This window comes from Ralstonia edaphi, from assembly GCF_958350185.1.
Lineage (GTDB): Bacteria > Pseudomonadota > Gammaproteobacteria > Burkholderiales > Burkholderiaceae > Ralstonia > Ralstonia edaphi.
Map to the genome: position 1 here is coordinate 835,137 of NZ_CATWHI010000002.1, position 23,161 is coordinate 858,297.

22 protein-coding genes are annotated in these 23,161 nt (G+C 64.6%); 14 read left to right on the forward strand and 8 right to left on the reverse strand.

Features of this window, described 5'->3' with window-relative positions; translation table 11 throughout:
* Positions 1–219: 219 nt before the first annotated feature.
* The 4 genes from R2669_RS09050 (at position 220) to R2669_RS09065 (ending at position 5,115) form a co-directional block, all read left to right on the forward strand.
* A complete protein-coding gene (locus R2669_RS09050) occupies positions 220–1,218 on the forward strand; it encodes a bifunctional riboflavin kinase/FAD synthetase (RefSeq protein ID WP_316872959.1) in 999 nt (332 codons plus the stop codon).
* Between the two features lie 109 nt (positions 1,219–1,327).
* Positions 1,328–4,207, forward strand: a complete 2,880-nt coding sequence (ileS, locus tag R2669_RS09055) for an isoleucine--tRNA ligase (protein WP_316899736.1) — start codon at positions 1,328–1,330, stop codon at positions 4,205–4,207.
* Positions 4,207–4,731 (forward strand): signal peptidase II, encoded by a 525-nt coding sequence (lspA, locus tag R2669_RS09060; protein ID WP_316899739.1) that lies wholly within the window; start codon positions 4,207–4,209, stop codon positions 4,729–4,731. The genes ileS and lspA overlap by 1 nt, the downstream gene beginning before the upstream one ends.
* 6 nt (positions 4,732–4,737) lie before the next feature.
* Entirely contained in the window at positions 4,738–5,115 is a 378-nt protein-coding gene (locus R2669_RS09065) for a DUF4180 domain-containing protein (RefSeq protein ID WP_316889873.1), read from the forward strand.
* Positions 5,116–5,118: 3 nt separating this feature from the next.
* Here R2669_RS09065 and R2669_RS09070 read toward each other — a convergent pair whose 3' ends face one another.
* The gene (locus R2669_RS09070; protein WP_316899741.1) at positions 5,119–5,697 is read right to left on the reverse strand and encodes a YdcF family protein; all 579 of its coding nucleotides are present in this window, start codon (positions 5,695–5,697) and stop codon (positions 5,119–5,121) included.
* Between the two features lie 149 nt (positions 5,698–5,846).
* Here R2669_RS09070 and coaBC point away from each other — a divergent pair, with 149 nt between their 5' ends.
* Genes coaBC through dut form a run of 3 tightly spaced genes read left to right on the forward strand, consistent with a single transcriptional unit; the run spans position 5,847 to position 8,538 of the window.
* Positions 5,847–7,052, forward strand: a complete 1,206-nt coding sequence (gene coaBC / locus R2669_RS09075) for a bifunctional phosphopantothenoylcysteine decarboxylase/phosphopantothenate--cysteine ligase CoaBC (RefSeq protein ID WP_316899743.1) — start codon at positions 5,847–5,849, stop codon at positions 7,050–7,052.
* A complete protein-coding gene (locus tag R2669_RS09080) occupies positions 7,049–8,095 on the forward strand; it encodes an LLM class flavin-dependent oxidoreductase (protein WP_316899744.1) in 1,047 nt (348 codons plus the stop codon). Before coaBC ends, R2669_RS09080 begins: the two co-directional genes overlap by 4 nt.
* Positions 8,092–8,538, forward strand: a complete 447-nt coding sequence (gene dut, locus R2669_RS09085; protein WP_024974963.1) for a dUTP diphosphatase — start codon at positions 8,092–8,094, stop codon at positions 8,536–8,538. The genes R2669_RS09080 and dut overlap by 4 nt, the downstream gene beginning before the upstream one ends.
* A gap of 67 nt (positions 8,539–8,605) precedes the next feature.
* On the opposite strand, the gene clpA is transcribed toward dut, so the two are convergent.
* Positions 8,606–10,894: an ATP-dependent Clp protease ATP-binding subunit ClpA gene (gene clpA, locus R2669_RS09090; protein WP_004631957.1), complete on the reverse strand. Its 2,289-nt coding sequence runs from the start codon at positions 10,892–10,894 to the stop codon at positions 8,606–8,608.
* Positions 10,891–11,217 carry an ATP-dependent Clp protease adapter ClpS gene (gene clpS, locus R2669_RS09095; protein WP_003261876.1) on the reverse strand — a complete coding sequence of 109 codons (327 nt, stop codon included), beginning with the start codon at positions 11,215–11,217 and terminating at the stop codon, positions 10,891–10,893. Before clpS ends, clpA begins: the two co-directional genes overlap by 4 nt.
* Positions 11,218–11,793: 576 nt before the next feature.
* Here clpS and R2669_RS09100 point away from each other — a divergent pair.
* Together R2669_RS09100 and R2669_RS09105 are read left to right on the forward strand one after the other, a co-directional pair.
* On the forward strand, positions 11,794–11,997 hold the full coding sequence (locus R2669_RS09100) for a cold-shock protein (protein WP_004631953.1): 204 nt from the start codon (positions 11,794–11,796) through the stop codon (positions 11,995–11,997).
* A 288-nt stretch (positions 11,998–12,285) separates the two neighbouring features.
* The gene (locus R2669_RS09105; RefSeq protein ID WP_147213338.1) at positions 12,286–12,906 is read left to right on the forward strand and encodes a DUF4126 domain-containing protein; all 621 of its coding nucleotides are present in this window, start codon (positions 12,286–12,288) and stop codon (positions 12,904–12,906) included.
* Positions 12,907–13,615: 709 nt separating this feature from the next.
* Here R2669_RS09105 and R2669_RS09110 read toward each other — a convergent pair.
* The 3 genes from R2669_RS09110 to R2669_RS09120 form a co-directional block, all read right to left on the reverse strand.
* Positions 13,616–14,395 carry a hypothetical protein gene (locus tag R2669_RS09110; RefSeq protein ID WP_316899745.1) on the reverse strand — a complete coding sequence of 260 codons (780 nt, stop codon included), beginning with the start codon at positions 14,393–14,395 and terminating at the stop codon, positions 13,616–13,618.
* A gap of 210 nt (positions 14,396–14,605) precedes the next feature.
* Entirely contained in the window at positions 14,606–15,856 is a 1,251-nt protein-coding gene (gene icd, locus R2669_RS09115) for an NADP-dependent isocitrate dehydrogenase (RefSeq protein ID WP_004631917.1), read from the reverse strand.
* A gap of 260 nt (positions 15,857–16,116) precedes the next feature.
* Positions 16,117–16,731, reverse strand: coding sequence for a sugar dehydrogenase complex small subunit (locus tag R2669_RS09120; protein WP_316889878.1), 615 nt, complete (start codon positions 16,729–16,731; stop codon positions 16,117–16,119).
* 146 nt (positions 16,732–16,877) lie between these two features.
* Here R2669_RS09120 and R2669_RS09125 point away from each other — a divergent pair, with 146 nt between their 5' ends.
* The 5 genes from R2669_RS09125 to R2669_RS09145 all read left to right on the forward strand — a co-directional run bounded on the left by R2669_RS09125 (position 16,878) and on the right by R2669_RS09145 (position 21,661).
* Positions 16,878–17,084 carry a hypothetical protein gene (locus tag R2669_RS09125; RefSeq protein WP_316889879.1) on the forward strand — a complete coding sequence of 69 codons (207 nt, stop codon included), beginning with the start codon at positions 16,878–16,880 and terminating at the stop codon, positions 17,082–17,084.
* A 186-nt stretch (positions 17,085–17,270) separates the two neighbouring features.
* Positions 17,271–18,785, forward strand: coding sequence for a metallophosphoesterase (locus R2669_RS09130; protein WP_316889880.1), 1,515 nt, complete (start codon positions 17,271–17,273; stop codon positions 18,783–18,785).
* Complete coding sequence (locus tag R2669_RS09135) at positions 18,782–20,113, forward strand: cytochrome-c peroxidase (RefSeq protein WP_316899746.1); 1,332 nt, start codon at positions 18,782–18,784, stop codon at positions 20,111–20,113. The genes R2669_RS09130 and R2669_RS09135 overlap by 4 nt, the downstream gene beginning before the upstream one ends.
* Before the next feature lie 91 nt (positions 20,114–20,204).
* Positions 20,205–20,657, forward strand: coding sequence for a DUF192 domain-containing protein (locus R2669_RS09140; RefSeq protein WP_027680713.1), 453 nt, complete (start codon positions 20,205–20,207; stop codon positions 20,655–20,657).
* Positions 20,658–20,695: 38 nt separating this feature from the next.
* Complete coding sequence (locus R2669_RS09145) at positions 20,696–21,661, forward strand: MBL fold metallo-hydrolase (protein WP_316889883.1); 966 nt, start codon at positions 20,696–20,698, stop codon at positions 21,659–21,661.
* On the opposite strand, the gene R2669_RS09150 is transcribed toward R2669_RS09145, so the two are convergent.
* Complete coding sequence (locus R2669_RS09150; protein WP_316889884.1) at positions 21,658–22,125, reverse strand: MliC family protein; 468 nt, start codon at positions 22,123–22,125, stop codon at positions 21,658–21,660. The two genes, R2669_RS09145 and R2669_RS09150, sit on opposite strands and share 4 nt — an antisense overlap.
* A 35-nt stretch (positions 22,126–22,160) precedes the next feature.
* A complete protein-coding gene (locus tag R2669_RS09155) occupies positions 22,161–23,126 on the reverse strand; it encodes a LysR family transcriptional regulator (RefSeq protein ID WP_012762713.1) in 966 nt (321 codons plus the stop codon).
* Positions 23,127–23,161: the final 35 nt, after the last annotated feature.

The window sequence follows — 23,161 nt, forward strand, 5'->3', positions numbered from 1 at the left end:
GAGATGTCGGCAAGAAACTGGATACCGGATTGTGCCGCAAGCATGAACCGCGCGGGCGCATCGTTCGGACGATTGTGCAACACCCAGCTTCATCCTCCCTTGACCCGCCGGGGATGGGGCAATCCCTTATATAATGTGCGTTTTGCTGGATTTTGGGCGGCTGTCAGCCCATCCGGCACAAAAACGCACTCCTCCTTTCCTCGACCACCGACGCTTCTCGTGAAAGTCTTTCGCGGCCTGCCCAATGCCGAAAGTCGCGCGCCCTGCGCGTTGACCATCGGCAACTTCGACGGCGTGCACCGCGGGCACCAGTCTCTGCTGGCCCGCGCACGCGCGGCGGCCGACGCACGCGGATTGCCGCTGACGGTGATGACGTTCGAGCCGCATCCGCGCGAATTCTTCATGCCGGACCGCGCGCCCACGCGGATTGCGCTGCTGCGCGACAAGCTGGAAAGCCTGCGCCGCCAGGGCGTCGACCGCGTGGTGGTGGAGCATTTCAACGCGCATTTCGCCGGGCAGACGCCGGACGAATTCGTCCGTAATGTCCTTGTGGACGGTCTCCACGCGCGCTGGCTGCTGGTGGGCGATGACTTCCGCTTTGGCGCCAAGCGCGCCGGAGATTTCACCTACCTGCAGGCCGCTGGCGCGCAGTTCGGCTTTGAAGTCGAGCAAATGGGCTCGGTGTCGGAGTCCGGCATCCGCATCTCCAGCTCGGCCGTGCGCGAGGCGCTGGCCGCGGGCGACCTCGAACATGCCCGCCGCCTGCTCGGTCACGGTTATGCCATCAGCGGGCACGTGGTGCATGGGCAAAAGCTCGGCCGCTCCCTGGGCTTCCCAACGCTGAACCTGCGCATTTCGCACCGCAAGCCGGCAGTGGCCGGCATCTTTGTCGTGCAGGTGCACGGGCTGGCCGAAAAGCCGCTGCCGGCCGTCGCCAGCATTGGCGTGCGCCCGACGGTGGACGACTCCGGCCGCGTGCTGCTGGAAGTGCATATCTTCGATTACAACGCCAGCGTCTACGGCAAGCTGGTCCGCGTGGAATTCATGAAGAAGCTGCGCGACGAGGCTCGCTACGATTCGCTCGATGCGCTCAAGGACGCCATCGCGCAGGACTGTGTTCACGCGCGGCAGTTCTTCGGCCTGCCCGTTCCGCCGGCCGGCGAGTCGCCAACGCTTCGGCGCGACTTCGCCACCTCCGCCACCGACCGAATTCAGTAGGCGGCCGACACGTTCGCCGCCCAGAAGCCACACGCTGCGCACGCGCGTCCCGCACTGTCAGCCGCGCCTGCACCCACCCGAATTGCCCGAATCTGCCCCACATCACACCATGTCCGATTCCAAGAAGCCTACGCCGGAGAAGAGCAAGTACCCGGTCAACCTGCTGGACACGCCCTTCCCCATGCGCGGCGACCTGCCCAAGCGCGAACCGCTGTGGGTCAAGCAATGGCAGGACAAGCAGCTCTACAAGAAGATCCGTGCCGCGCGTAAAGGCGCGAAGAAGTTCATCCTTCACGACGGCCCGCCATATGCCAACGGCGATCTGCACATCGGCCACGCGGTCAACAAGATCCTCAAGGACATGGTGATCAAGGCGCGCGGCCTGACCGGCCTGGACGCCGTCTACGTGCCGGGCTGGGATTGCCACGGCATGCCGATCGAAATCCAGATCGAAAAGCAATTTGGCAAGGGCTTGCCGGTCAAGGAAGTACAAGAGAAAGCGCGTGCCTACGCCACCGGCCAGATCGCACGCCAGAAGGCGGATTTCGAGCGTCTGGGCGTACTGGGCGACTGGGCCGATCCGTACCTGACCATGAACTTCCGCAACGAAGCGGATGAAGTGCGCGCGCTGGGCAAGATCCTGGAAAAGGGCTACGTGTTCCGCGGCCTGAAGCCGGTCAACTGGTGCTTCGACTGCGGCTCGGCATTGGCTGAGGCGGAAGTCGAATACGCGGATCGCACCGACCTGTCGATCGACGTCGGCTTCCCGTTTGCCGACATCGACGCACTGGCGAGCGCCTTCCACGTCGGCGTCGATGTGCTCAAGGCCAAGCCGGGCTGGATCGTGATCTGGACCACCACGCCGTGGACGATCCCTTCCAACCAGGCGCTGAACCTGCACCCGGAAATCGAATACGCGCTGGTCGACACGCCGCGCGGGCTGCTGATCGTCGCCAAGGAGCGCGTCGAGGCCTGCCTGCAAAGCTGGAAGCTCGAAGGCACCGTGCTGGCCACGTGCGAAGGCGCAGCGCTGTCGGGCGTGCGCTTCCACCATCCGCTTGCCAAGATGGACGCGGGCTATGACCGCACCTCGCCCGTCTACCTGGGCGACTACGTGACCATCGACACCGGCACCGGCATCGTCCACTCCGCGCCCGCCTACGGCGTGGAAGACTTCCAGTCGTGCAAGTCGCACGGCATGCCCGACTCGGAAATCATCAACCCGGTGATGGGCAACGGCGTGTACGCGTCGACGCTGCCGCTGTTCGGCGGCCAGATGATCTGGGATGCCAATCCGAAGATCGTCGAGGTGCTGCGCGAGTCGGGCAACCTGTTCGATGCGCACAAGTACGCGCACAGCTACATGCATTGCTGGCGCCACAAGACGCCGATCATCTATCGCGCCACGTCCCAGTGGTTTGCGGGGATGGACGTGCAGCCCAACGACGGCAACGCCACGCTGCGCGAAACGGCGCTGGCCGGCATCGACGCCACCGCGTTCTACCCGTCGTGGGGCAAGCAGCGCCTGCACAACATGATCGCCAACCGCCCGGACTGGACGCTGTCGCGCCAGCGCCAATGGGGCGTGCCGATGGCCTTCTTCGTGCACAAGGAAACCGGCGCGCTGCACCCGCGCACGCCTGAGCTGCTGGAACAGGTCGCGCAGCGCATCGAACAAAGCGGCATCGAAGCCTGGCAGACGCTCGACCCGCGCGAGCTGCTCGGCGACGAGGCTGAGATGTACGAGAAGAACCGCGACACGCTCGACGTGTGGTTCGACTCGGGCACGACGCACTGGCACGTCATCCGCGGCTCGCACGCGGCGGATCTGTACGACGCTTCGGCCGACCTGCCGGACGGCCGCCTGGCCGACCTGTACCTGGAAGGCTCCGACCAGCACCGCGGCTGGTTCCACTCGTCGCTGCTGACGGCTTCGATGCTGTACGGCAAGCCGCCGTACAAGGGCCTGCTCACGCACGGCTTCACGGTGGACGGAGAAGGCCGGAAGATGTCGAAGTCGATCGGCAACACGATCGCGCCGCAGGAAATCGCCAACAAGATGGGCGCCGAGATCATCCGCCTGTGGGTGGCCTCGACCGACTACTCGGGCGAACTCGCCATCTCGGACGAAATTCTCAAGCGCGTTGTGGAAGGCTATCGCCGCATCCGCAACACGCTGCGCTTCCTGCTCGCCAACCTGACCGACTACGACCACGCCAAGCACGCGCTGCCGACCGAGCAATGGCTCGAAATCGACCGCTATGCCGTAGCGCTGACGGATGCGCTGCAGAAGGAAGTCCTGTCGCACTACGACGTCTATGAATTCCACCCGGTCGTCGCCAAGCTGCAGACGTTCTGCTCGGAAGATCTGGGCGGCTTCTACCTCGACGTGCTGAAGGATCGCCTGTACACCACGGCGCCCGATTCCGTGGCGCGCCGCTCGGCACAGAACGCGCTGTATCACATCACCCAGGCCATGCTGCACTGGATGGCGCCGTTCCTCTCGTTCACGGCCGAAGAGGCATGGCAGGTCTTCGCACACGGCACCGAGCACACCGACACCATCTTCACCAGCACCTACTACGACGCTCCGGTACCGCAAGGCGCCAGCGCGCTGCTGGAGAAGTGGGCCGCCATCCGCAACGTGCGCGGCGAAGTGACCAAGCAACTCGAAGCCCTGCGCATCGATGGCAAGATCGGCTCGTCCCTGCAGGCGGAAGTCACGGTGTCGGCGGGCGAATCGGTGCATGACGCATTGGCCAGCCTCGGCGACGACCTGCGCTTCGTGCTGATCACGTCGGCGGCGAAGCTGGAACGCGCCCCGGAAGGCGGCGACCTGCTCATCACCGTGGTGCCGTCGACGCACGCCAAGTGCGAGCGCTGCTGGCACTACCGCGCCGACGTCGGCCACGACCACGCCCACCCGACCCTCTGCAAGCGCTGCACCGACAACCTGTTCGGCGCCGGCGAACAACGGAGCGCTGCCTGATGGCCACTCGCAACAACGGCAAGAGCAAATCGATCGGGATGAAAAAGAGCGGCGGCGGTCATGGCGTGGGCCCCTGGCTCGGCCTGGCCGTCATCTGGATCCTGCTGGACCAGTTGACCAAGATCGCCGTCCTCAAAACCTTCACTTACGGCGAGTCACGCCCGGTCACGGGGTTCTTCAACCTGGTGCTCGCCTATAACAAGGGGGCGGCGTTTTCGTTCCTGGCGGCGGCGGGCGGCTGGCAACGCTGGTTCTTCACGGGCCTGGGCGTGGCGGCTGCGTTGCTCATCGTGTGGCTGCTCAAGCGGCACAGCGGGCAGAAGATGTTCTGCTTTGCGCTGGCGCTGATTCTGGGCGGCGCGCTGGGCAACGTGATCGACCGCGTCCTCTACGGCCACGTGGTGGACTTCCTCGACTTCTACCTGCACAACTACCACTGGCCGGCCTTCAACGTGGCGGACTGCGGCATCACCATCGGCGCGGTGCTGCTGATCGTCGACGAACTGCGGCGCGTGCGTCGCTAAGCTGCCGTGTCAGACCTTCAGCATTGGAACGGCGAAGCGGTGCTGTGCCTCGATGAGGCCGGCCCGCGCATCGCTACCGAACAGGACGCACTGGACCATCTGATCGGCGAGGCGCTGGGGCATGGCGCATCGATGGTTGCCGTGCCGGTCAGCCGCTTCGACGCTGCGTTCTTTGCGCTGCGCACCGGCCTGGCGGGCGGCATCGCGCAGAAGATCACGAACTACCGATTGAAGCTCGCCGTGGTCGGTGACATCTCGGCGCACCTGGACGCCAGCAGCGCGCTGCGCGACTGGGTGCGGGAATCCAACAAGCGCGACACGATCCGCTTCGTCCCCTCCCTGGACGACCTGGCCGCCGATGCACGGCCCATGCCTGCCGAATGAGGCTCACGCCCAATAGCGGACGGCATACCACGCCCGTTTGACGTATTCGGCAAGAATCGACCCGGCTTCGTAGATCGGAACCGACTTGGCCAGCGTGTCACCCGGGAATACGCCTCGCGCGCCCCAGGCGACCTCCGGCCAGACCTTGCGGAACACCGCCAGTGCCCGGCCGGTGTGATACCAGCTGGTGACCAGTATTGCGCTGTTGACTTGCTGGTCCGCCAGCGTCTCGCGCGTCATCCGCGCATTCTCCATCGTGCTGCCGGACACACATTCGTGGCCGATGCGCTCTGCCGGCACACCGGCCATCACAAGGCGGCGCGTGATGAGAAGGCAATCGCCCTGCCCGCTGACAAACACGCGTGGCGCGATGCCTGCGTGGTACAGCTCGGCGGCGCCGATCACGCGCTGACCCGATTCGCCACCCAGCACGACGATCACGTCTGCGCGCCCAAGCTTCGGCTCCTCGCGCAGCCATGCCTTCGCCCCACACACGAGCGTAGCGCCGACCACCACCGCCACGATGGCGCAACCGCCAATCCAGGCGAGGACATTGCGAACTGCGGAACGACCGAAAACCATATCGAGAATGCGCGTTTGAGGAAAAACCCGAGCGCCAGACGCGCCCCGGGGCAAGCCGGTATCATCGCCACTGTTCAGCAGGAGGCCCGGGCACCGGGTTGTATCCTGCCCGCGCATATTGCGTCAATCGGATTCCCAAGCGGGTTGTTATGGAACTGCAAGGCAAACATTTCGTGCTCGGCCTGACCGGGGGCATCGCGTGCTACAAGTCGGCCGAGCTGGTGCGGCTGTTGACCAAGGCGGGCGCAACCGTGCAGGTGGTGATGACCGAGGCCGCCACGCACTTCATCACGCCGGTGACGATGCAGGCGCTTTCCGGTCGCCCGGTCTTCACGTCGCAGTGGGACGGCCGCATCGGCAACAACATGCCGCACATCGACCTTTCGCGCGAGGCGGATGCGATCATCATCGCGCCGGCGTCCACCGACTTTCTCGCCAAGCTCGCGCACGGCATGGCCGACGACCTGCTCTCCACGCTGTGCATCGCGCGCGATTGCCCGCTGCTTGTGGCACCCGCGATGAACCGCCAGATGTGGGCCGCGCCCGCCACGCAGCGCAACGCAGCGCAACTGCGCGCCGACGACGTTACCCTGCTCGGCCCCGATGCCGGCGACCAGGCCTGCGGCGAAGTCGGCGACGGCCGCATGCTCGAGCCGGAAGACATCGTCGAGCAGCTCATCGGCTTCTTCCAGCCCAAGCTGCTGCGCGGCCAGCGCGTGCTGCTGACAGCCGGCCCGACCTTCGAGCCGATCGACCCCGTGCGCGGCATCACGAACCTGTCCAGCGGCAAGATGGGCTTTGCGCTGGCGCGGGCCGCATCGCAGGCCGGCGCCGAAGTCACGCTCGTCGCCGGGCCGTGCCATCAGGACACGCCGGCCGGCGTGCTGCGCATCGATGTGCAAACCGCCCAGCAGATGCACGATGCCGTCATGCGCGAGTTGGACACCACGAAGAACGACGTCTTCATCGCCGTTGCGGCGGTGGCCGATTGGCGCGTGGCCCACGCCGCGGAACAGAAACTCAAGAAGCAGAGCGACTCCGACGTACCCGCGCTCACATTCACACAGAACCCGGACATCCTCGCCGCCGTCGCACGCCGCGCGAATGCGCCGTTCTGCGTCGGCTTTGCGGCCGAAACCGAACGCCTGGAAGAGTTCGGCGAGGCCAAGCGTCAGAAAAAAGGCATTCCGTTGCTGGTCGGCAATCTCGGCCATCAGACCTTCGGCCGCGACGACAACGAAGTCGCGCTCTTCGATGCCAAGGGCATCACGCGCCTGCCGCGCGCCGACAAGCTGACGCTCGCGCGCCAGATCGTCGCGGCCATCGCCGACCGCGTGCATGGAGCGCGATCATGAGTGCCGCGCCGATCCGTCTGTCGGTCCTGGACCAGAGCCCCGTCATCTACGGCCACAGCGCACGCGATGCCATTGCCGCGACGGTCGACCTGGCGCAACTGACGGATTCGCTCGGCTACACGCGCTACTGGTGCGCCGAGCACCACGGCCTGCGGGGCGTCAGCAACCCGGCGCCGGAAGTGATGATCGCCCGCGTGGCGAGCGCCACGAAGCACCTGCGCGTGGGCTCTGGCGGCGTGATGCTGCCGTATTACAGCCCGTTCAAGCTGGCCGAGCAGTTCCGCCTGCTGGAGGCGCTGTTCCCGAACCGTATCGACCTCGGCGTCGGCCGCGCTCCCGGCGGCGACATGCGTACCGCGCAGGCCGTGGCCATGGGCGACTACAACCGCGGCGACATCTTCCCGCAGCAGGTGCAGGAACTGATCTGGCACCTGACGGGCACGCTGCCGCCGGATCACCCCGCCTACGGCGTCATCCTGCAGCCCGAGATCGACACCCAACCCGAACTGTGGATGCTCGGCTCCAGCGATTTTGGCGGCGCGCTGGCCGCACGCCTGGGCATTCGTTTCGCGTTTGCGCACTTCATCAATCCGCACGTCGGGCACATCGTCGCCCAGCAATACCGCACGGATTTCGAACCCGGCTACGACGCACGGCCGTACAGCGCTGCCGCCGTCTTCGTGATCGCGGCAGACACCGAAGCCGAGGCGCGCCGCTACGAAGCTGCGGTTGACTTGCGGCGCGTGCAAATGGCGATTGGCGTAAATGGCCCGATTCCGACCGTCGAGCAAGGCGAAGCACACGTCTACACCGAACGTGACCAGGCCATCGTCATGCGCGAGCGGCCCCGCAGCATCATCGGCACACCGGAATCCGTGGCCGAGCAGATGCATGCGCTCAAGGACCGCTTTGTCGCCGACGAGCTGATCGTGCTGACCGTCGCACCGAGCTACAAGGCGCGCCTGCGCTCGTACGAGCTGCTGGCCGAGGCGTTTGCGCTACCATCTCCGGCTTCTGCAACCTCTTCGGCCCGCCCCGCATGAAACTCGACGTCAAGATCCTCGACGCCCGCCTGCACGAACAGCTCCCGCAGTACGCCACCACCGGCAGCGCCGGGCTGGACCTGCGTGCCTGCATCGACGCCCCGCTCACCATCGAGCCCGGCACCACGCATCTGGTCCCGACCGGCATGGCCATCCATCTGGCCGACCCCGGTTATGCTGCGCTAATCCTGCCGCGCTCCGGCATGGGCCACAAGCATGGCATCGTGCTGGGCAACCTGGTCGGCCTGATCGATTCGGATTACCAGGGCCAGCTGATGGTCAGCACCTGGAACCGTGGCAGCACGGCGTTCGTGCTCAACCCAATGGAGCGCCTTGCGCAGCTCGTGATCGTGCCGGTGGTACAAGCCGAGCTGAACATCGTCGACGACTTTGCAGAGAGCGAGCGCGGTGCCGGTGGTTTCGGCAGCACCGGGCGACACTGACAACATCGCCTCGACATAAAAAAAGGCCCGGAACTTCCGGGCCTTTTCCTTTGGTGCAACGAACTCGTCAAGCTTCCGCTTCTTCCTGAGCCGGTGCCGGCGGCGCTTCGTTCTCGGAGAACTCCAGCTTCACCGCATCCGCATCGTCCAGATCCACGATCACCTTGCCGCCGTTGACCAGCTTGCCGAACAGCAGCTCGTCGGCCAGCGCCTTGCGGATCAGATCCTGGATCAGGCGCTGCATCGGGCGCGCGCCCATCAGCGGGTCGAAGCCCTTCTTCGCCAGGAAGCGACGCAGCTTCTCGGTGAAGATGGCATCCACCTTCTTCTCGTGCAGCTGCTCTTCCAGCTGCATGAGGAACTTATCGACCACGCGCATGATGATTTCCTCATCGAGCGAGCGGAAGCTGATGGTTGCGTCCAGACGGTTGCGGAACTCCGGCGTGAACATGCGCTTGATGTCGGCCATCTCGTCGCCCTGTTCGCGCGCCGTGGTGAAACCGATCGTTGCCTTGTTCATCGTCTCGGCGCCCGCATTGGTCGTCATGATGATGATCACGTTGCGGAAATCCGCCTTGCGGCCGTTGTTGTCCGTCAGCGCGCCGTGGTCCATCACCTGCAGCAGGATGTTGAAGATATCCGGGTGCGCCTTTTCGATCTCGTCCAGCAGCAGCACGCAGTGCGGCTTCTTGGTCACGGCTTCCGTCAGCAGACCGCCCTGGTCGAAGCCCACGTAGCCCGGAGGCGCGCCGATGAGCCGGCTCACCGCGTGGCGCTCCATGTACTCCGACATGTCGAAGCGGATCAGCTCGATGCCCAGAATGAACGCGAGCTGCTTGGCGACTTCCGTCTTGCCCACGCCCGTCGGGCCGCTGAACAGGAACGAGCCGATCGGCTTGTCCGTCTTGCCGAGCCCTGCACGCGACATCTTGATGGCCGAAGCGAGCGCGTCGATGGCCGGATCCTGCCCGAACACGACCGACTTCAGGTCGCGCTCCAGCGTCTGCAGCTTGCTGCGATCGTCCTGCGACACGCTTTGCGGTGGGACGCGGGCGATGCGCGAGACGATGTCCTCGATCTCGCCCTTGCCGATCGTCTTCTTCTGCTTCGACTTCGGCAGGATGCGTTGCGCCGCACCGGCTTCATCGATCACGTCGATCGCCTTGTCCGGCAAATGGCGGTCGGTGATGAAGCGCGCCGACAATTCAGCCGCCGCAGTCAACGCCGACGATGCGTACTTCACGCCATGGTGTTCTTCGAAGCGCGACTTCAGGCCGCGCAGAATCTGCACGGTCTGGTCGACGGTCGGCTCCACCACGTCGATCTTCTGGAAGCGGCGGGACAGCGCTGCGTCCTTCTCGAAGATGCCGCGGTATTCCGTGAACGTCGTCGCACCGATGCACTTGAGCGCACCCGACGACAGCGCCGGCTTGAGCAGGTTGCTCGCGTCCAGCGTGCCGCCCGAAGCGGCGCCTGCGCCGATCAGCGTGTGGATTTCGTCGATGAACAGGATCGCGTTCGGGTTGTCCTTGAGCGACTTCAGCACGCCCTTCAGGCGTTGCTCAAAGTCGCCGCGGTACTTGGTGCCGGCCAGCAACGCGCCCATGTCGAGCGAGTAGACGACGGACTTCGCGAGGATGTCAGGCACTTCGCCCTTCGTAATGCGCCATGCCAAACCTTCGGCAATGGCCGTCTTGCCGACACCAGCCTCGCCCACCAGCAGCGGGTTGTTCTTGCGGCGGCGGCACAGCACCTGCACCACGCGTTCCACTTCCTGCTCGCGGCCGATCAGCGGATCGATCTTGCCGGCCTTGGCCAGCGCGTTCAGGTTCTGGGTGAACTGCTCGAGCGGGCTTTCCTTGCCGTCGCCGCCTTCGCCTTCGGGGTTGCCCTCGCCTTGCTTGGCGGGCTCAGCCTGATCCTTGCGGATGCCGTGGCTGATGAAGTTGACGACATCCAGCCGCGTCACGCCCTGTTGCTGCAGGTAGTACACCGCGTGCGAATCCTTCTCGCCGAAGATGGCAACCAGCACATTCGCGCCGGTGACTTCCTTCTTGCCGTTGGATGTGGATTGCACGTGCATGATGGCGCGCTGAATCACGCGCTGGAAACCCAGCGTGGGTTGCGTGTCCACCTCGTCCGTGCCGGGCACCACAGGCGTGTTGTCGGCAATGAAGTTCTTCAGATGCGTGCGAAGGTCTTCGATGTTGGCGGCGCAGGCGCGCAGCACCTCCGCGGCCGTCGGATTGTCCAGCAGCGCAAGCAGCAGATGCTCCACCGTAATGAATTCGTGGCGAGCCTGCCGGGCTTCGACAAACGCCATGTGCAGGCTGACTTCCAGTTCTTGCGCGATCATGCTTCCTCCATCACACACTGCAGCGGATGCCCCGCTTGCCGTGCATGGGTTGACACTAATTCCACTTTCGTCGCGGCGATATCCCGTGTGTAGATACCGCACACGCCCTTACCTTCCCGATGCACAGTCAGCATGATCTGCGTGGCAGTCTCCCGGTCTTTGCTGAAGTATTGCTGAAGAATCATCACGACGAATTCCATCGGGGTGTAGTCGTCGTTGAGCAGCAGCACCTTGTACATCGCGGGCGGTTTGAGCGCTTGCTCTTTCCGCTCCAGGACGGTGCCTGCATCATGTTGTGGAGTGGTCGCTTGCCGGATTGCCATGGTCTTATTCTAACCACTCCTTTCGAGTTCGCAATTTGGGGAAATAACGCCGACTTCAAGGTCTACAAACGGTTTGGCTCCTGCCGCGTGCGTCCGTCAGCCCTCACGCACGAAGGGTTTTACGGCCTCCGCGCTGGCTGGAACTGGCGCAAGCTCCGGGCCCGGGATGCCAATCGTTTTCCGTACTTGGAGGCGATCGGCCGGATTTCGAGCAAATCCTCTTCAGAAACTGACCGTTTTTCGCCACAGACCCACCCTTTGTGGCCTTGACAGTCTCTTACATTCCTCGAACAATCGAATTCAGCATGTGCGCCCTACTGCCCCGCAAACCGTTGGCAGCGAGCCGCATGAATGGTGAGCCCGGGAGGCCTCACACCAGTCGACAACAGATCGACAACCGCTTCAGGCTGTGGTGTTTGCCACAAGAAGACCGATCGCTTGCGGCGCGGTTCCACCCGCGCCATTCGTCGTGCCTCGCAGGCCGGCGGCCGGGCGATGACTGCGCGGTACCGCTCTGCACTGCCACGACAGGCACACCCTCCCGGCTCGGACTTGTGTTTTAACGGAGGGGTTTTCATGGCACTCGGTACGGTCAAATGGTTTAACGACGCCAAGGGTTTCGGTTTCATCTCGCCTGACGAAGGCGGCGAAGAGCTGTTCGCGCATTTCTCGGCCATCCAAATGGCTGGCTTCAAGACGCTCAAGGAAAATCAGCGCGTCTCGTTCGAAGTGACGCAAGGCCCGAAGGGCAAGCAGGCCACCAACATCCAGGCTGCCTGATTGGCGTTGCACGGCGCCCCGCCTGATGGCGATGGCGCTCAAATGCAAAAAACCCGGCGACATGCCGGGTTTTTTGTTGCCCCGGCGCTGGTTAAACGACTGAGATAACGCACCGCGCGCAACATGTCATTTCGCGCGCTGTGCACTCCGGTGCGCGCTCCGGGCCAGAGATCCCATCAAGGGCGCCACGCAGGGCAAATCGCTGCTTTAAGCCGCGACGCGGACGAGCCCGCACTACACTGCAATATCGACTGGCCAATCGCCTGCCTTCTCCGCCCAAGGAGCCACATGCTCGAAACCGCCGCGCTGGCCGCTGGGTTGTCCTGGACCAGCGGATTCCGACTCTACCTGGCTGTATTTGCTGCCGGAGTGCTCGGCCGCGCGGGCTGGCTGCATTTGCCGCCCGGACTGCAGATGCTGGAATCGTGGTGGGTGATCGGCTTGGCCGGCGTCCTGGCCGTGGCGGAATTCCTCGCCGACAAGATTCCCGGGTTCGATTCCGTTTGGGACGGCATCCAGACCTTCATCCGCGTGCCCGCGGGTGCGATCCTGGCCGCGGCGGCATTCGGTCAGCTCGATCCGCAATGGATGGTGGCTGCGGGACTGATTGGCGGGACGCTGGCCGGCACGGCGCATGCCACCAAGGCCGGCACGCGCGCGCTGATCAACACGTCGCCGGAGCCGTTCTCGAACTGGGTGGCGTCGTTCAGTGAAGACGTGGCTGCCAGCGGCGGTTTGTTGATGGCGTTCTTCCTGCCGATTGCGTTTCTGGTGGTGCTGGCGCTGCTGCTGTTGGTATCGGCGTGGCTGCTGCCCAAGCTGTGGCGCGGCGTGCGGCGGCTGCGCGATGTGGTGCGCGGGCGCTCACCGGGGCCGCAATCGCCCGGCACAACGCGGTTGCCTCACTAGGCGCCATCCGCGCGCAGCCGCGACAAGCCGCCTCTAGGCACTGCACGTGCCTCCCCTAGGCAAATTCTGATTTATAGTTTCGCCCCTGCTCAGACGAAGCGGCCATCGGTACACTCTGCGCCGTCGCTTTCAGTGCCATAGAGGAAGCGACCGAGGTGTGGAAACCTCGTAGCTAGCGGGCAAGTGCTGAGCATAAGCACTTGTCCTCAAAAGCTATGGCCTGGCTTCGTCACCTCCTTGGGCGAGCCAGGCATGAGCGGCTTCGGCCGCGCCGATTGCTAGCTATCGGTTTTCCACCTTGCCTGTGCTCGCCCACCCCTCCGGCCAAGGGTTGGGCGCGGTTCCGTTCATCAGATGAAGAGGAATGCCGTGACCCGCTCAATCTCCAAATCCGCCGAATCCCCGGCCGGCGATTCGCTCACCGAATACCAGAAAGGTGTCCGCTCTGCGCATGCGCTTCTGCGTGCGATCGACACCCGTAACGCAGCCGAGAAGCCGTGCACCAAAAGCACGGTGGACGCACCAAACAACCCGAATCTCCAACGCTGACTTCATGGGTGAGCCGGGCGCATGAAAGCCTGCCGGTACCGATGTTGCAGCATCGGTGCCCGGGCTTGCCGGGTCTCGCCCGCCTTTTACCCGCACGATTGTTCTTGTACCGCCTCTTGAGCCCCGCTCCCGTCCAACACAAACTTCCAACCAACCCGTCTCAGCGGACGACGTTGATTGCGAACCAGACTGCCGAAACACCTGCGATGGCGACCGACGTCAGCGTGACATGCAGACGGTGCGCGGCCGGCATGACAGCCAGCAACGCGCGCCCGCAGGTCCGCCCCGTTACGGCCAAAATCAATGCCACCATGCCGGGCAGCAATCGTTGCGACATGCTGAAACCCTCGCCTGCAGATGCGGGGCCAGGCGAAAGCCATGCAAGGCCCAACGTGCCTCCTGCGAACAAGAGGGAGCCGCTGACGATCATCGTGACGATTGCAAACGCGCGGGGGTCGGCAGCCCACTGGTCAAGCTGTGCATAGGTTGCCCGCACAGCGGCAACACACGTCGCCCAGACACGACACGCGAACGCGGCCGACGTGTGGATGCGAGCGCGGACGTTGCGCAGATTCGTACCGCCAGCTGCCGCACCCGCCGTCAGCGCAAACCACGGAAAGGGTGTCCATATGAAGCCCGCGAGCAGGAGTCCCGCCTCCGGATAGCCGGAGACCGCGAGAACCGCCGTAAAGCTCAAGTAGGCCAACAACGCGACGCCAACACCGCGCAGCGCACCGTACAAATCCGCGCCATCACGGGGGTAGAGGACCCAAGCCCAGACATACGCGCAGGCTGCTGCCAGAAATGGCATCGCGATTGCCCATTGACGGGACGGCGGCAGCAGGAGCGGCGCAAGCAATGCCGCCGTACCCAGCGCGACCAATGCAAAGAAGCCGGCGGCAAAGACTCGCTTCGGGGGCTGGGCGTCTGACGGAACCACGTGCAATTTGCTCGCGAAAGGACAGAATGCTCGCGGTTATATCACAGCGCTTTTTCCGCAGCGGCGACCTGCCGATCACCCCCGCGGGCGGACTCGATCACGACACCCGGACGACTCGCGCACTGGAACATTCGAAACAAAAAACCCCGGCCAGCCGAAGCTGCCGGGGTTTTGCCACATCCATCGCGACCGGAGCCGCGAGCGACATGCTTACATATTGTCGATCATCACCTGACCGAAGCCCGAGCACGACACTTGGGTCGCGCCTTCCAGCAGGCGGGCGAAGTCATACGTGACCTTCTTCGACAGGATCGATTTTTCGATCGACGAGATGATCAGGTCAGCGGCTTCCGTCCAGCCCATGTGGCGCAGCATCATTTCGGCCGACAGAATTTCGGAACCCGGGTTCACGTAGTCCTTGCCGGCGTACTTCGGTGCGGTGCCATGAGTGGCTTCGAACATGGCAACGGAGTCGCTCAGGTTCGCACCCGGGGCGATACCGATACCGCCGACTTGTGCAGCCAGGGCGTCGGAGATGTAGTCGCCGTTCAGGTTCAGCGTGGCGACGACCGAGTACTCGGCCGGACGCAGCAGGATCTGCTGCAGGAAGGCATCGGCAATCGCATCCTTGACGATGATTTCCTTGCCCGTCTTCGGGTTCTTGAACTTGCACCACGGGCCGCCGTCGATCAGCTCGGCGCCGAATTCCTTCTGTGCCAGCGCGTAGGCCCAGTCACGGAAACCACCTTCCGTGAACTTCATGATGTTGCCCTTGTGCACGATCGTGACCGACGGCTTGTCGTTGTCGATCGCGTACTGGATGGCCTTGCGCACCAGACGCTCCGTGCCTTCGCGCGAAACCGGCTTCACGCCGATGCCCGACGTTTCCGGGAAGCGAATCTTCTTCACGCCGAATTCGTCTTGCAGGATCTTGATCAGCTTCTTGGCCTTGTCGCTCTGGGCTTCGAATTCGATACCGGCGTAGATGTCTTCCGAGTTCTCGCGGAAGATGACCATGTCGGTCTTCTCCGGCTCTTTGACCGGCGAAGGCACGCCCTTGAAGTAACGCACCGGGCGCAGGCAGACGTACAGGTCCAGCTCCTGGCGCAGCGCCACGTTCAGCGAACGGATGCCGCCGCCCACCGGCGTCGTCAGCGGGCCCTTGATGGACACCACGTAGTCCTTCAGGACTTGCAGGGTTTCTTCCGGCAGCCACACGTCCGGGCCGTACACCTTGGTCGACTTCTCGCCGGCGTAGATTTCCATCCAGGAAATCTTGCGCTCGCCCTTGTAAGCCTTCTCAACCGCTGCGTCCACCACCTTGATCATCACCGGGGTGATGTCGAAGCCGGTGCCGTCACCTTCGATGTAAGGAATGATCGGGTTGTTCGGAACGTTGAGGGAGAAGTCTTGGTTGACGGTGATCTTCTCGCCGGCCGGGACCTTGATGTGTTGATACATGGACGACTCCAGTGCAGACCGCAGGTTAGCGGGTGGACGGTGGGGGTTGACAGCACAGCGTGCCGCTCACGGGTTGGCCGGCGTGGCGCGCTGCAATGAACTGGCGATTCTAACGGCCTACGGTGACGCGCTCACGATGCACCGCACAAATCCCGCATCTCACGCAAGCCGCAACTCTTATATAAGACACAAGAGTGAATTCCGCATTATGCCGGAAAATTTCACCATCCGCCATACTCCCGCACCCGGCGGGGCGGCCGTCAACTGCCGGACAGGCGGGCGTCGGAAGCCCGAACGATGAGGCCCCCGGCATCGGCGAATCCGGGGACCGCACCCAGCCGAGCGCTCCAGGCACGCACCAGTCGGGCCAACGCGCCGCGCAGGTCGCACGCGTTCTCGGCATCGAGCAAGCGGACCAGGCCGACACCATCCAGGCCCGGATTGCGGCGGACCAACCATGCAAGCGCCTGAATGTTCTCGATAAAGCGATCGTCGCTCCGCTGCAAATGGCTGAAGCAGGACAGACCGACCTGACGATCCAGCCGCGCGCCGGAAATGGTCTGGGAGACGAGCATGAAATCGTCCAGGCTGGAAGCGTCGCGCGAAGGCGGACGGAACGCTGGCACAGCGCCCAGCACAAATAATGCGGCACAGCCCAAGACAAAATCGCGCCGCCTGAAATGGGCAGGCTGAGTGGGCTGAGACGGCTTGGCAGGGCGGAAAGATGGCGGAGGGAGAGACACGGTGAGCCTTGTGCAAAATCGGCCGGCATTCTGCAGGTGCGGGGGCCGCCATCCAATCAGACCGCTCCGAAACGCGAGCGCGGCACATCCCATCGCGGGCATCTTTCTTGCGCGGCGCAACATGCACCACATTGGAGATCAGGAAGCGCAAAGGCTTCTGGCGGCTCCCACAAAAAATTCAGTGCGACGTGTCAACGGGCCAGTAACGGGCTGCGTTATTGCAGATGACTCATTAAGCGGGTCGTTGGTTAACTCACTGATCTATAAAAGGATTCACCATGAAGAAGCTGATCGCTGCCCTGATCGCCGGCCTGTTCGCCACCGGTGTGTTCGCTCAAGCCTCCGCTCCGGCTGCTGACGCAGCTGCTGCTCCGGCTGCTGAAAAGGCTGCCCCGAAGGCCAAGAAGGCCAAGAAGCACCACAAGAAGGCTGCCAAGAAGGCTGCTGACGCTTCGGCTCCGGCTGCTGACGCCGCCAAGCAATAAGCTTGTGTTTCTGCCGGGCCCACGCGGCTCGGCCGATACAGAAAAAGCAGGTGCTTATGCATCTGCTTTTTTTTTCGCCCTCGCCTGCTGAGCGGAAACCCGGACGCGCATGCAGGGCTGTCAAAATAGCGCCATCAAGCTTGAGTACCTTGCCCATTCCTCACAACAAGAAACAGGGATGGCGCAATGGAATTCCGATCGATGTTCGCTCCGGTGCGACGAAAACGCACCGTGTTCACGATGCTCTCTCTTGCCGCGCTGGCTGCTGCCGCCGTGATTGCAGGCTGCGGTGGCTCGTCGTCCGATTCGACTCCGGTGTCGACGGCCACGCCGTCGGATGCGGCCACGGCTGACGCCAACATGCAGGCCGCGTGGGTGGAGATCGGCGACAGCAACCAGGCTGTCGTGCGCGCCGTCACGAGCTATACGAACAGCGCCTCGCCCGTCGACAGCTCGGTCTGCCCCCTGCTGACGGTGGACGGCACGTCCACGCGCATGACGCTGCGTGTGGCGGCCGGCACGCCGGCGCAGCGCACCACGGCCAGCGCCGCCAGCGACTCGAAAGCCTCGTCGTTCCCTGTGAACGCCTGCGAAGCCACCGTGGCCTCCACGGCCAAGGCCGCGTCGATCGGCTCGCGCGTGCTGCCGCTGCCCAAGGCGAACCCGCAGCGCGTGGTGATCCTGGCGGACACCGGCTGCCGCATGAAGAAGTCGAGCAACACGTTCCAATCGTGTAACGACCCGCTGTCGTGGCCGTTTGCGAACGCTGCCGCCACGGCCGCCAAGATGAACCCGGACCTCGTCCTTCACGTGGGCGACTACCACTACCGCGAAAACGCCTGCCCGCCCGACGTGGCCGGCTGCCAGGGCAGCCCCTGGGGCTACGGCTGGGATACGTGGCAGGCCGACCTGTTCCAACCCGCCGCCCCGCTGATGGCAGCCGCCCCGTGGGTGGTGGTGCGCGGCAACCACGAGGAATGCGCGCGCGCCGGCCAGGGCTGGTACCGCTTCCTCGATCCGCGTCCATATTCGGCCGACCGCTCGTGCGACAACCCGGCCAATGACACCGCAGCCAACGCCTCGGCCCCGTACGCCGTCGCCCTCGGCAGCGATACGCAAGTCATCGTGTTCGATTCGGCAAAGGCCGGCACGACGGCATTGGCGACAACCGACCCGTGGTTCCAGACCTACCAGAAGCAGTTCAGCACGGTCGGCACGCTGGCCGCCAAGCCGGGCGTGATGTCGATCTTTACCAACCACCACCCGATCCTGGGCTTCGTGCCCATCGCGGGCAGCACGCCGCTGGGCGGCAATGCGGCGCTGCTGTCGGTCATGAACAGCCTGAACGCCACGGCGTATTACCCGCCGGGCGTGCAGGTGGCGCTGCATGGTCACGTGCATGACTTCCAGGCCATCAACTTCACCAGCAACCATCCGGCGACCATCGTTGCGGGCAACGCCGGAGATTCGCTCGACGTGGCGCTGCCCGATCCGTTCCCGGCCATCAGCCCGGCCTCGGGCGTAACGGTGGGCAGCATCTCGCACAACAACTCGTTCGGCTTCATGGTGATGGACCGCCAGCCCGCGCCCGCCAAGGGCTGGCTGTTCAAGGCCTACACCGTGGCCGGCAAGCTGCTGACCACGTGCACGCAGAACGGCACGAGCCTGGTGTGCGACAAGACCGGCTTCGTCGCACCTTGAAGCGCCTGAGCATTGCGCTGTGGGTTGCTGCCGCGCTCATCCCGGGCGTGGCGGCGGCCGAATCGATCGGCATGACGCCCAAGCTGGACGCCGTGCCGCCGCCTGCCGAGTCGACCGCATTCAAGCCGGACCCGAACCTCGTCGCACTCGGCAAGCGGGTGTTTTTCGACCCGCGCCTGTCGGAACCGCAGGGCACCTCGTGCGCGGCGTGCCATGACCCCGGCCGCGCGTTCGCGCCCACGCTGAAGGGCGAAGCGCTGCGCATCGGTGTGCCGGCAGGCAGCCGCCCCGGGCATGTGGCGGCACGCAACGCGCCGTCGCTGCTGTATCTGCGCTACATCCCGCATCGCTATTTCTTTCAGGACGACGACGCGAGCTTCCAGTCACCGTTTGGCGGCTTCTTTGCCGACGGCCGCGCCGATTCCATTCCCGAGCAGATCCGCGGCCCGCTGTTCAATCCCGACGAAATGGGCAACCGTTCGGCGCGCGAGCTGCAGCGCAAGGTGGCCGGCACGGACCTCGGCCAGGCGTTGACGAAACAGTTCGGCGCCGATGCAGTGCGTGAGCCCGAACGCCTGGTCGGCGCGTTGGGCAAGGCGCTGGAGGCGTATTTCCAGAGCGACGAATTGGCGCCGTTCACCTCCCGCTTCGACGATTTCCTGCGCAAGCGCACGCCGCTTTCCGCCGCCGAGATGCGCGGCCTCGCCCTGTTCCGCAATCCGGACAAAGGCAACTGCGCGTCGTGCCATCTGATGGTGGAATCGTCGTCGCGCCCGGAGCGCTCGCTGTTTACGGATTTCGGCTACGACGCCATCGCCGTGCCGCGCAACCCGCTGCTGCCCGCCAACAAGGACGCACGCCACTTTGACATGGGGCTGTGCCAGACCGCCCGCACGCTCAAATGGCCGGATCCCGACCAGTGGTGCGGCTACTTCCGCACGGCGGGCCTGCGCAACGTGGCGGTGCGCCAAACGTTCATGCACAACGGCGTTTTCCGTACCCTGCGCGACACGGTGGCGTTTTATGCCACGCGCTCGACCGACCCCGCACAGTGGTACCCCGGCGGCAAGCGTTTCAACGACGTGCCCGCCAGATACCAGGGCAACATCAACGTAAATGCCGTGCCGATGAACCGCCGCGCTGGCACCACGCCTGCGCTGACGGAAGATGAGATCGACGACGTCGTTGCATTCCTGCGCACGCTCACCGATGCGCGTTACGTGGCGCTGATGCCCGATCTGGCGGCGGACAAGGCGCGCTCTGCGCATGCACCCAAGGCGGCCGCTACGACGATCGCCGTCGGCCGGCAAGCCACCAATACGCGGTAACAACTTCGTCGCCCTGGCCAGCGGCTGTCTGATTGACGGCGGCTGGCCGAGTGCCGATCATGGAGCGTTTCGTTTCCGACCCGTTCGCGCCATGACCACCCTGTCCCGCCTCTTTGCCGCTCTGTCGCTGGCCGTTGCCGCCACCGGAGCGCTCGCCCAGACACCCACCGCGCCCAATACCGGCCTGCCCGTGGTTGACCTGACCATCGGCATGTACAAGGTCAAAGCCGAGGTGGCGGCCACCCCGCAAACGCGCGAGACGGGCCTGATGTTCCGCAAGACCATGCCCGATACCGCAGGCATGCTGTTCGTGTTCGACGAATCCGCCGGCCACTGCTTCTGGATGAAGAACACCGACCTGCCGCTGTCCATCGCCTTCATCACCGACGACGGCACCATCTCCGACATTGCCGAGATGAAGCCGCAGACCGAAGACAACCACTGCCCCACCAAGGCCGGCAGCTATGCGCTGGAAATGAACAAGGGCTGGTTTGCACGCAAGGGCGTCAAGCCCGGCATGAAGGTGGGCGGGCTGCCGCGCTGAAGTCCACACACATACAGCAACAGAGAGGAGACCGCCGCATGCACGCTTTCGACAACAACCGTCGCCGCTGGATGCGGCAGGCCGGCGCGCTGGCCGTGGGTGCGGGCGCGGCGTCGGCAGGTTTGCCGCTGGGCACCTTGGCCGCCGATGCGCCCAAGAAGGGCACGCGGTTGATCCTGCTCGGCACGGCAGGCGGGCCGACGCCCAAGAAGAACCGCTCGGCGCCGGCACAGGTGATCGTCATCAACGGCGTGTCGTACGTGGTCGACTGCGGCAACGGTGTCGCACGCCAGTACGTGACGGCGGGCCTGAAGCTCAAGGACATCCGCCACGTCTTCCTCACGCATCAGCACTCCGACCACAACGCCGATTACGGCACGCTGATGCTGCTCGCGTGGGCCACCGACCTGACCGGCCCCGTCGACGCCTGGGGCCCGCCCCCGCTGGCCGCGATGACGACCAAGTTCCTCGAGCTGTACGACTACGACATCCGCACCCGCATTGCCGACGAAGGCCGCCCGCCGCTGGCGCCGATGCTGCATCCGCACGAGCTGACCGAAGGCGGCCTTGTCATGCAGGATGCCAACGTGAAGGTGACGAGCGCGCTGGTCAAGCATCCGCCGGTGTCGCCGGCATTTGCGTTTCGCTTCGATTCAGCAGACCGCTCGATCGTCATTTCCGGCGATACGGCACCGAGCGAAAACCTCGTGCGCCTGGCATACGGCGCCGACGTGCTCGTCCATGAGGTGATGCACCTGCCGTCGCTCGACAAGCTGCTGTCCACCGAGCCCAACGCCAAGACGCTGCGCGAGCATCTGCTGGCGAGCCACACGTCCACCGAAGAGGTCGGCCGCATCGCTACCGAGGCCAAGGTGAAGACGCTGGTGCTGTCGCACTTCGTGCCCGGCGGCTATCCGTTCCTTGAAGATTCAGTCTGGCTCGATGCCGTGCGCCCGCACTTCAAGGGCGAGACCATCGTCGGGCACGATCTGCAGGAAATCTAAGGCCGGCCGCTGGTGGCTTCGCTGCAATCGCGGTAGAGCTGATTGCGGCTGCCGGGCTGGGTCTCGTCGGCAAGGAAGCCGGTGGCGCCCTTCGTCCACCAAACATACTGGCCCGACGCATAGCGCGCCCCCGAAGCGGCCATCACGTTGGCAAACACCAACGTCTTGCCGTTGAGTGTCATGACGGCCAGCGGTGTGTCGCCCACCGTCATGTATTTCACGAGCAGCGTCTTGCCGCCTTCGCACGTGTAACGCACGTCGTGCGGGTCCTTGATCGGCAACGCCGAATACGCGCGCGCCTGGTCGATTGCCTTGTTGAGCCCCGCCTTGGCAAAGTCGAGCGCGGTGTTCAGATCGTCGGACGACATGCCGGGCACCGGCGATTGCTGGGCGGTTGCGACGCCGCTGAAGGCGCCGGCGCCCATCGCCAGGCCGAACATCACTGCAGTTGCAAAACGACGCATGGATCCGTCTCCTGAAAATGGTCAGCGCAAGTCGGTTAGTCCGCCGCGTCGCTGTCAGGTTCGGTGGGCTTGAGCACAAACGCGGTCGGCTCGACGCGCTGCGGGAGTTCGTCCGACAGCGCACGGGCGGCCTCCGCAAAGCACTGCACCAAGCTATCGGCCAACGACGACGGCGCATGATGCTCGGCACGCATGGCGCGCACATCGAATGTCTGCGCCGGCTCCAGCGCGAACAGCGCGATGCGCTCCATGCTGCCGGTGGCAGCCGTGAACTGATCAAGCATCGTCACGCCGAGCGATTCCTCCACCAGCGAACGCGCCAGCGAATACGTCTGCACTTCCAGCGTCGACTGCGGCGCCAGCCCGCCGCGCGCCAGCGTCTGCCCAACCAGCGAGCCGAGTGAAATCTGGTCTTCCAATCCGATGAAGGGCTTTTCGGCAACGAGCTTGTGCAGCGCGCGGCCGTCGGTCTTGCCGCCCACCCAGGCGCGCGGCGCGGCCAAGAGAATGCGGCCCTGCGCGACCGGCGTGGTGCTGATAGCCGGATGCACGGGCGGCGCAAAGGCGAAGCCGACGTCGATATCCTGCGAGAGCAACCCCTGCACGATCTCGGCCGTGTGATGCGTGAACACGCGCACCAGCGTATCGGGATGGCGCTGCGAGAAACGCCGCACGGCCGGTGCGAGGATGCTCGGGGCCAGGCTGGGCGTTGCCGCCACGCGCAAGCGCCCGGCGCCCTTGTGGCGCAGATTGGCCGACACGCGCCGCACGCGCTCGACCTCCTGGTACAGCCGCTCGACTTCGCTGAACAGCTCGAACGCCTCGGCGGTGGGCTGCAGGCGGCCCTTGGTGCGGTCGAACAGGCGGAAGCCGAGTTGCAGTTCGGTGTGCTGCAGCACACGCGTCACCACGGGCTGCGACACGTTCAGCATGCGCGCTGCCTCGCTGACCGTCCCGACCAGCATCACGGCGCGGAAGACTTCAATCTGGCGCAGACGCATGGCCGCCGGTCCTCACAATCCGAATAGGGAAGCGC

Excerpts from the sequence above, each read along its gene's own strand:
- ileS (WP_316899736.1), top strand. The coding sequence starts at position 1,328 with ATGTCCGATTCCAAGAAGCCTACGCCGGAGAAGAGCAAGTACCCGGTC.
- lspA (WP_316899739.1), top strand. The coding sequence starts at position 4,207 with ATGGCCACTCGCAACAACGGCAAGAGCAAATCGATCGGGATGAAAAAG.
- R2669_RS09070 (WP_316899741.1), bottom strand. The coding sequence starts at position 5,697 with ATGGTTTTCGGTCGTTCCGCAGTTCGCAATGTCCTCGCCTGGATTGGC.
- coaBC (WP_316899743.1), top strand. The coding sequence starts at position 5,847 with ATGGAACTGCAAGGCAAACATTTCGTGCTCGGCCTGACCGGGGGCATC.
- R2669_RS09080 (WP_316899744.1), top strand. The coding sequence starts at position 7,049 with ATGAGTGCCGCGCCGATCCGTCTGTCGGTCCTGGACCAGAGCCCCGTC.
- dut (WP_024974963.1), top strand. The coding sequence starts at position 8,092 with ATGAAACTCGACGTCAAGATCCTCGACGCCCGCCTGCACGAACAGCTC.
- clpA (WP_004631957.1), bottom strand. The coding sequence starts at position 10,894 with ATGATCGCGCAAGAACTGGAAGTCAGCCTGCACATGGCGTTTGTCGAA.
- clpS (WP_003261876.1), bottom strand. The coding sequence starts at position 11,217 with ATGGCAATCCGGCAAGCGACCACTCCACAACATGATGCAGGCACCGTC.
- R2669_RS09100 (WP_004631953.1), top strand. The coding sequence starts at position 11,794 with ATGGCACTCGGTACGGTCAAATGGTTTAACGACGCCAAGGGTTTCGGT.
- R2669_RS09105 (WP_147213338.1), top strand. The coding sequence starts at position 12,286 with ATGCTCGAAACCGCCGCGCTGGCCGCTGGGTTGTCCTGGACCAGCGGA.
- icd (WP_004631917.1), bottom strand. The coding sequence starts at position 15,856 with ATGTATCAACACATCAAGGTCCCGGCCGGCGAGAAGATCACCGTCAAC.
- R2669_RS09120 (WP_316889878.1), bottom strand. The coding sequence starts at position 16,731 with ATGTGGTGCATGTTGCGCCGCGCAAGAAAGATGCCCGCGATGGGATGT.
- R2669_RS09125 (WP_316889879.1), top strand. The coding sequence starts at position 16,878 with ATGAAGAAGCTGATCGCTGCCCTGATCGCCGGCCTGTTCGCCACCGGT.
- R2669_RS09130 (WP_316889880.1), top strand. The coding sequence starts at position 17,271 with ATGGAATTCCGATCGATGTTCGCTCCGGTGCGACGAAAACGCACCGTG.
- R2669_RS09140 (WP_027680713.1), top strand. The coding sequence starts at position 20,205 with ATGACCACCCTGTCCCGCCTCTTTGCCGCTCTGTCGCTGGCCGTTGCC.
- R2669_RS09145 (WP_316889883.1), top strand. The coding sequence starts at position 20,696 with ATGCACGCTTTCGACAACAACCGTCGCCGCTGGATGCGGCAGGCCGGC.
- R2669_RS09150 (WP_316889884.1), bottom strand. The coding sequence starts at position 22,125 with ATGCGTCGTTTTGCAACTGCAGTGATGTTCGGCCTGGCGATGGGCGCC.
- R2669_RS09155 (WP_012762713.1), bottom strand. The coding sequence starts at position 23,126 with ATGCGTCTGCGCCAGATTGAAGTCTTCCGCGCCGTGATGCTGGTCGGG.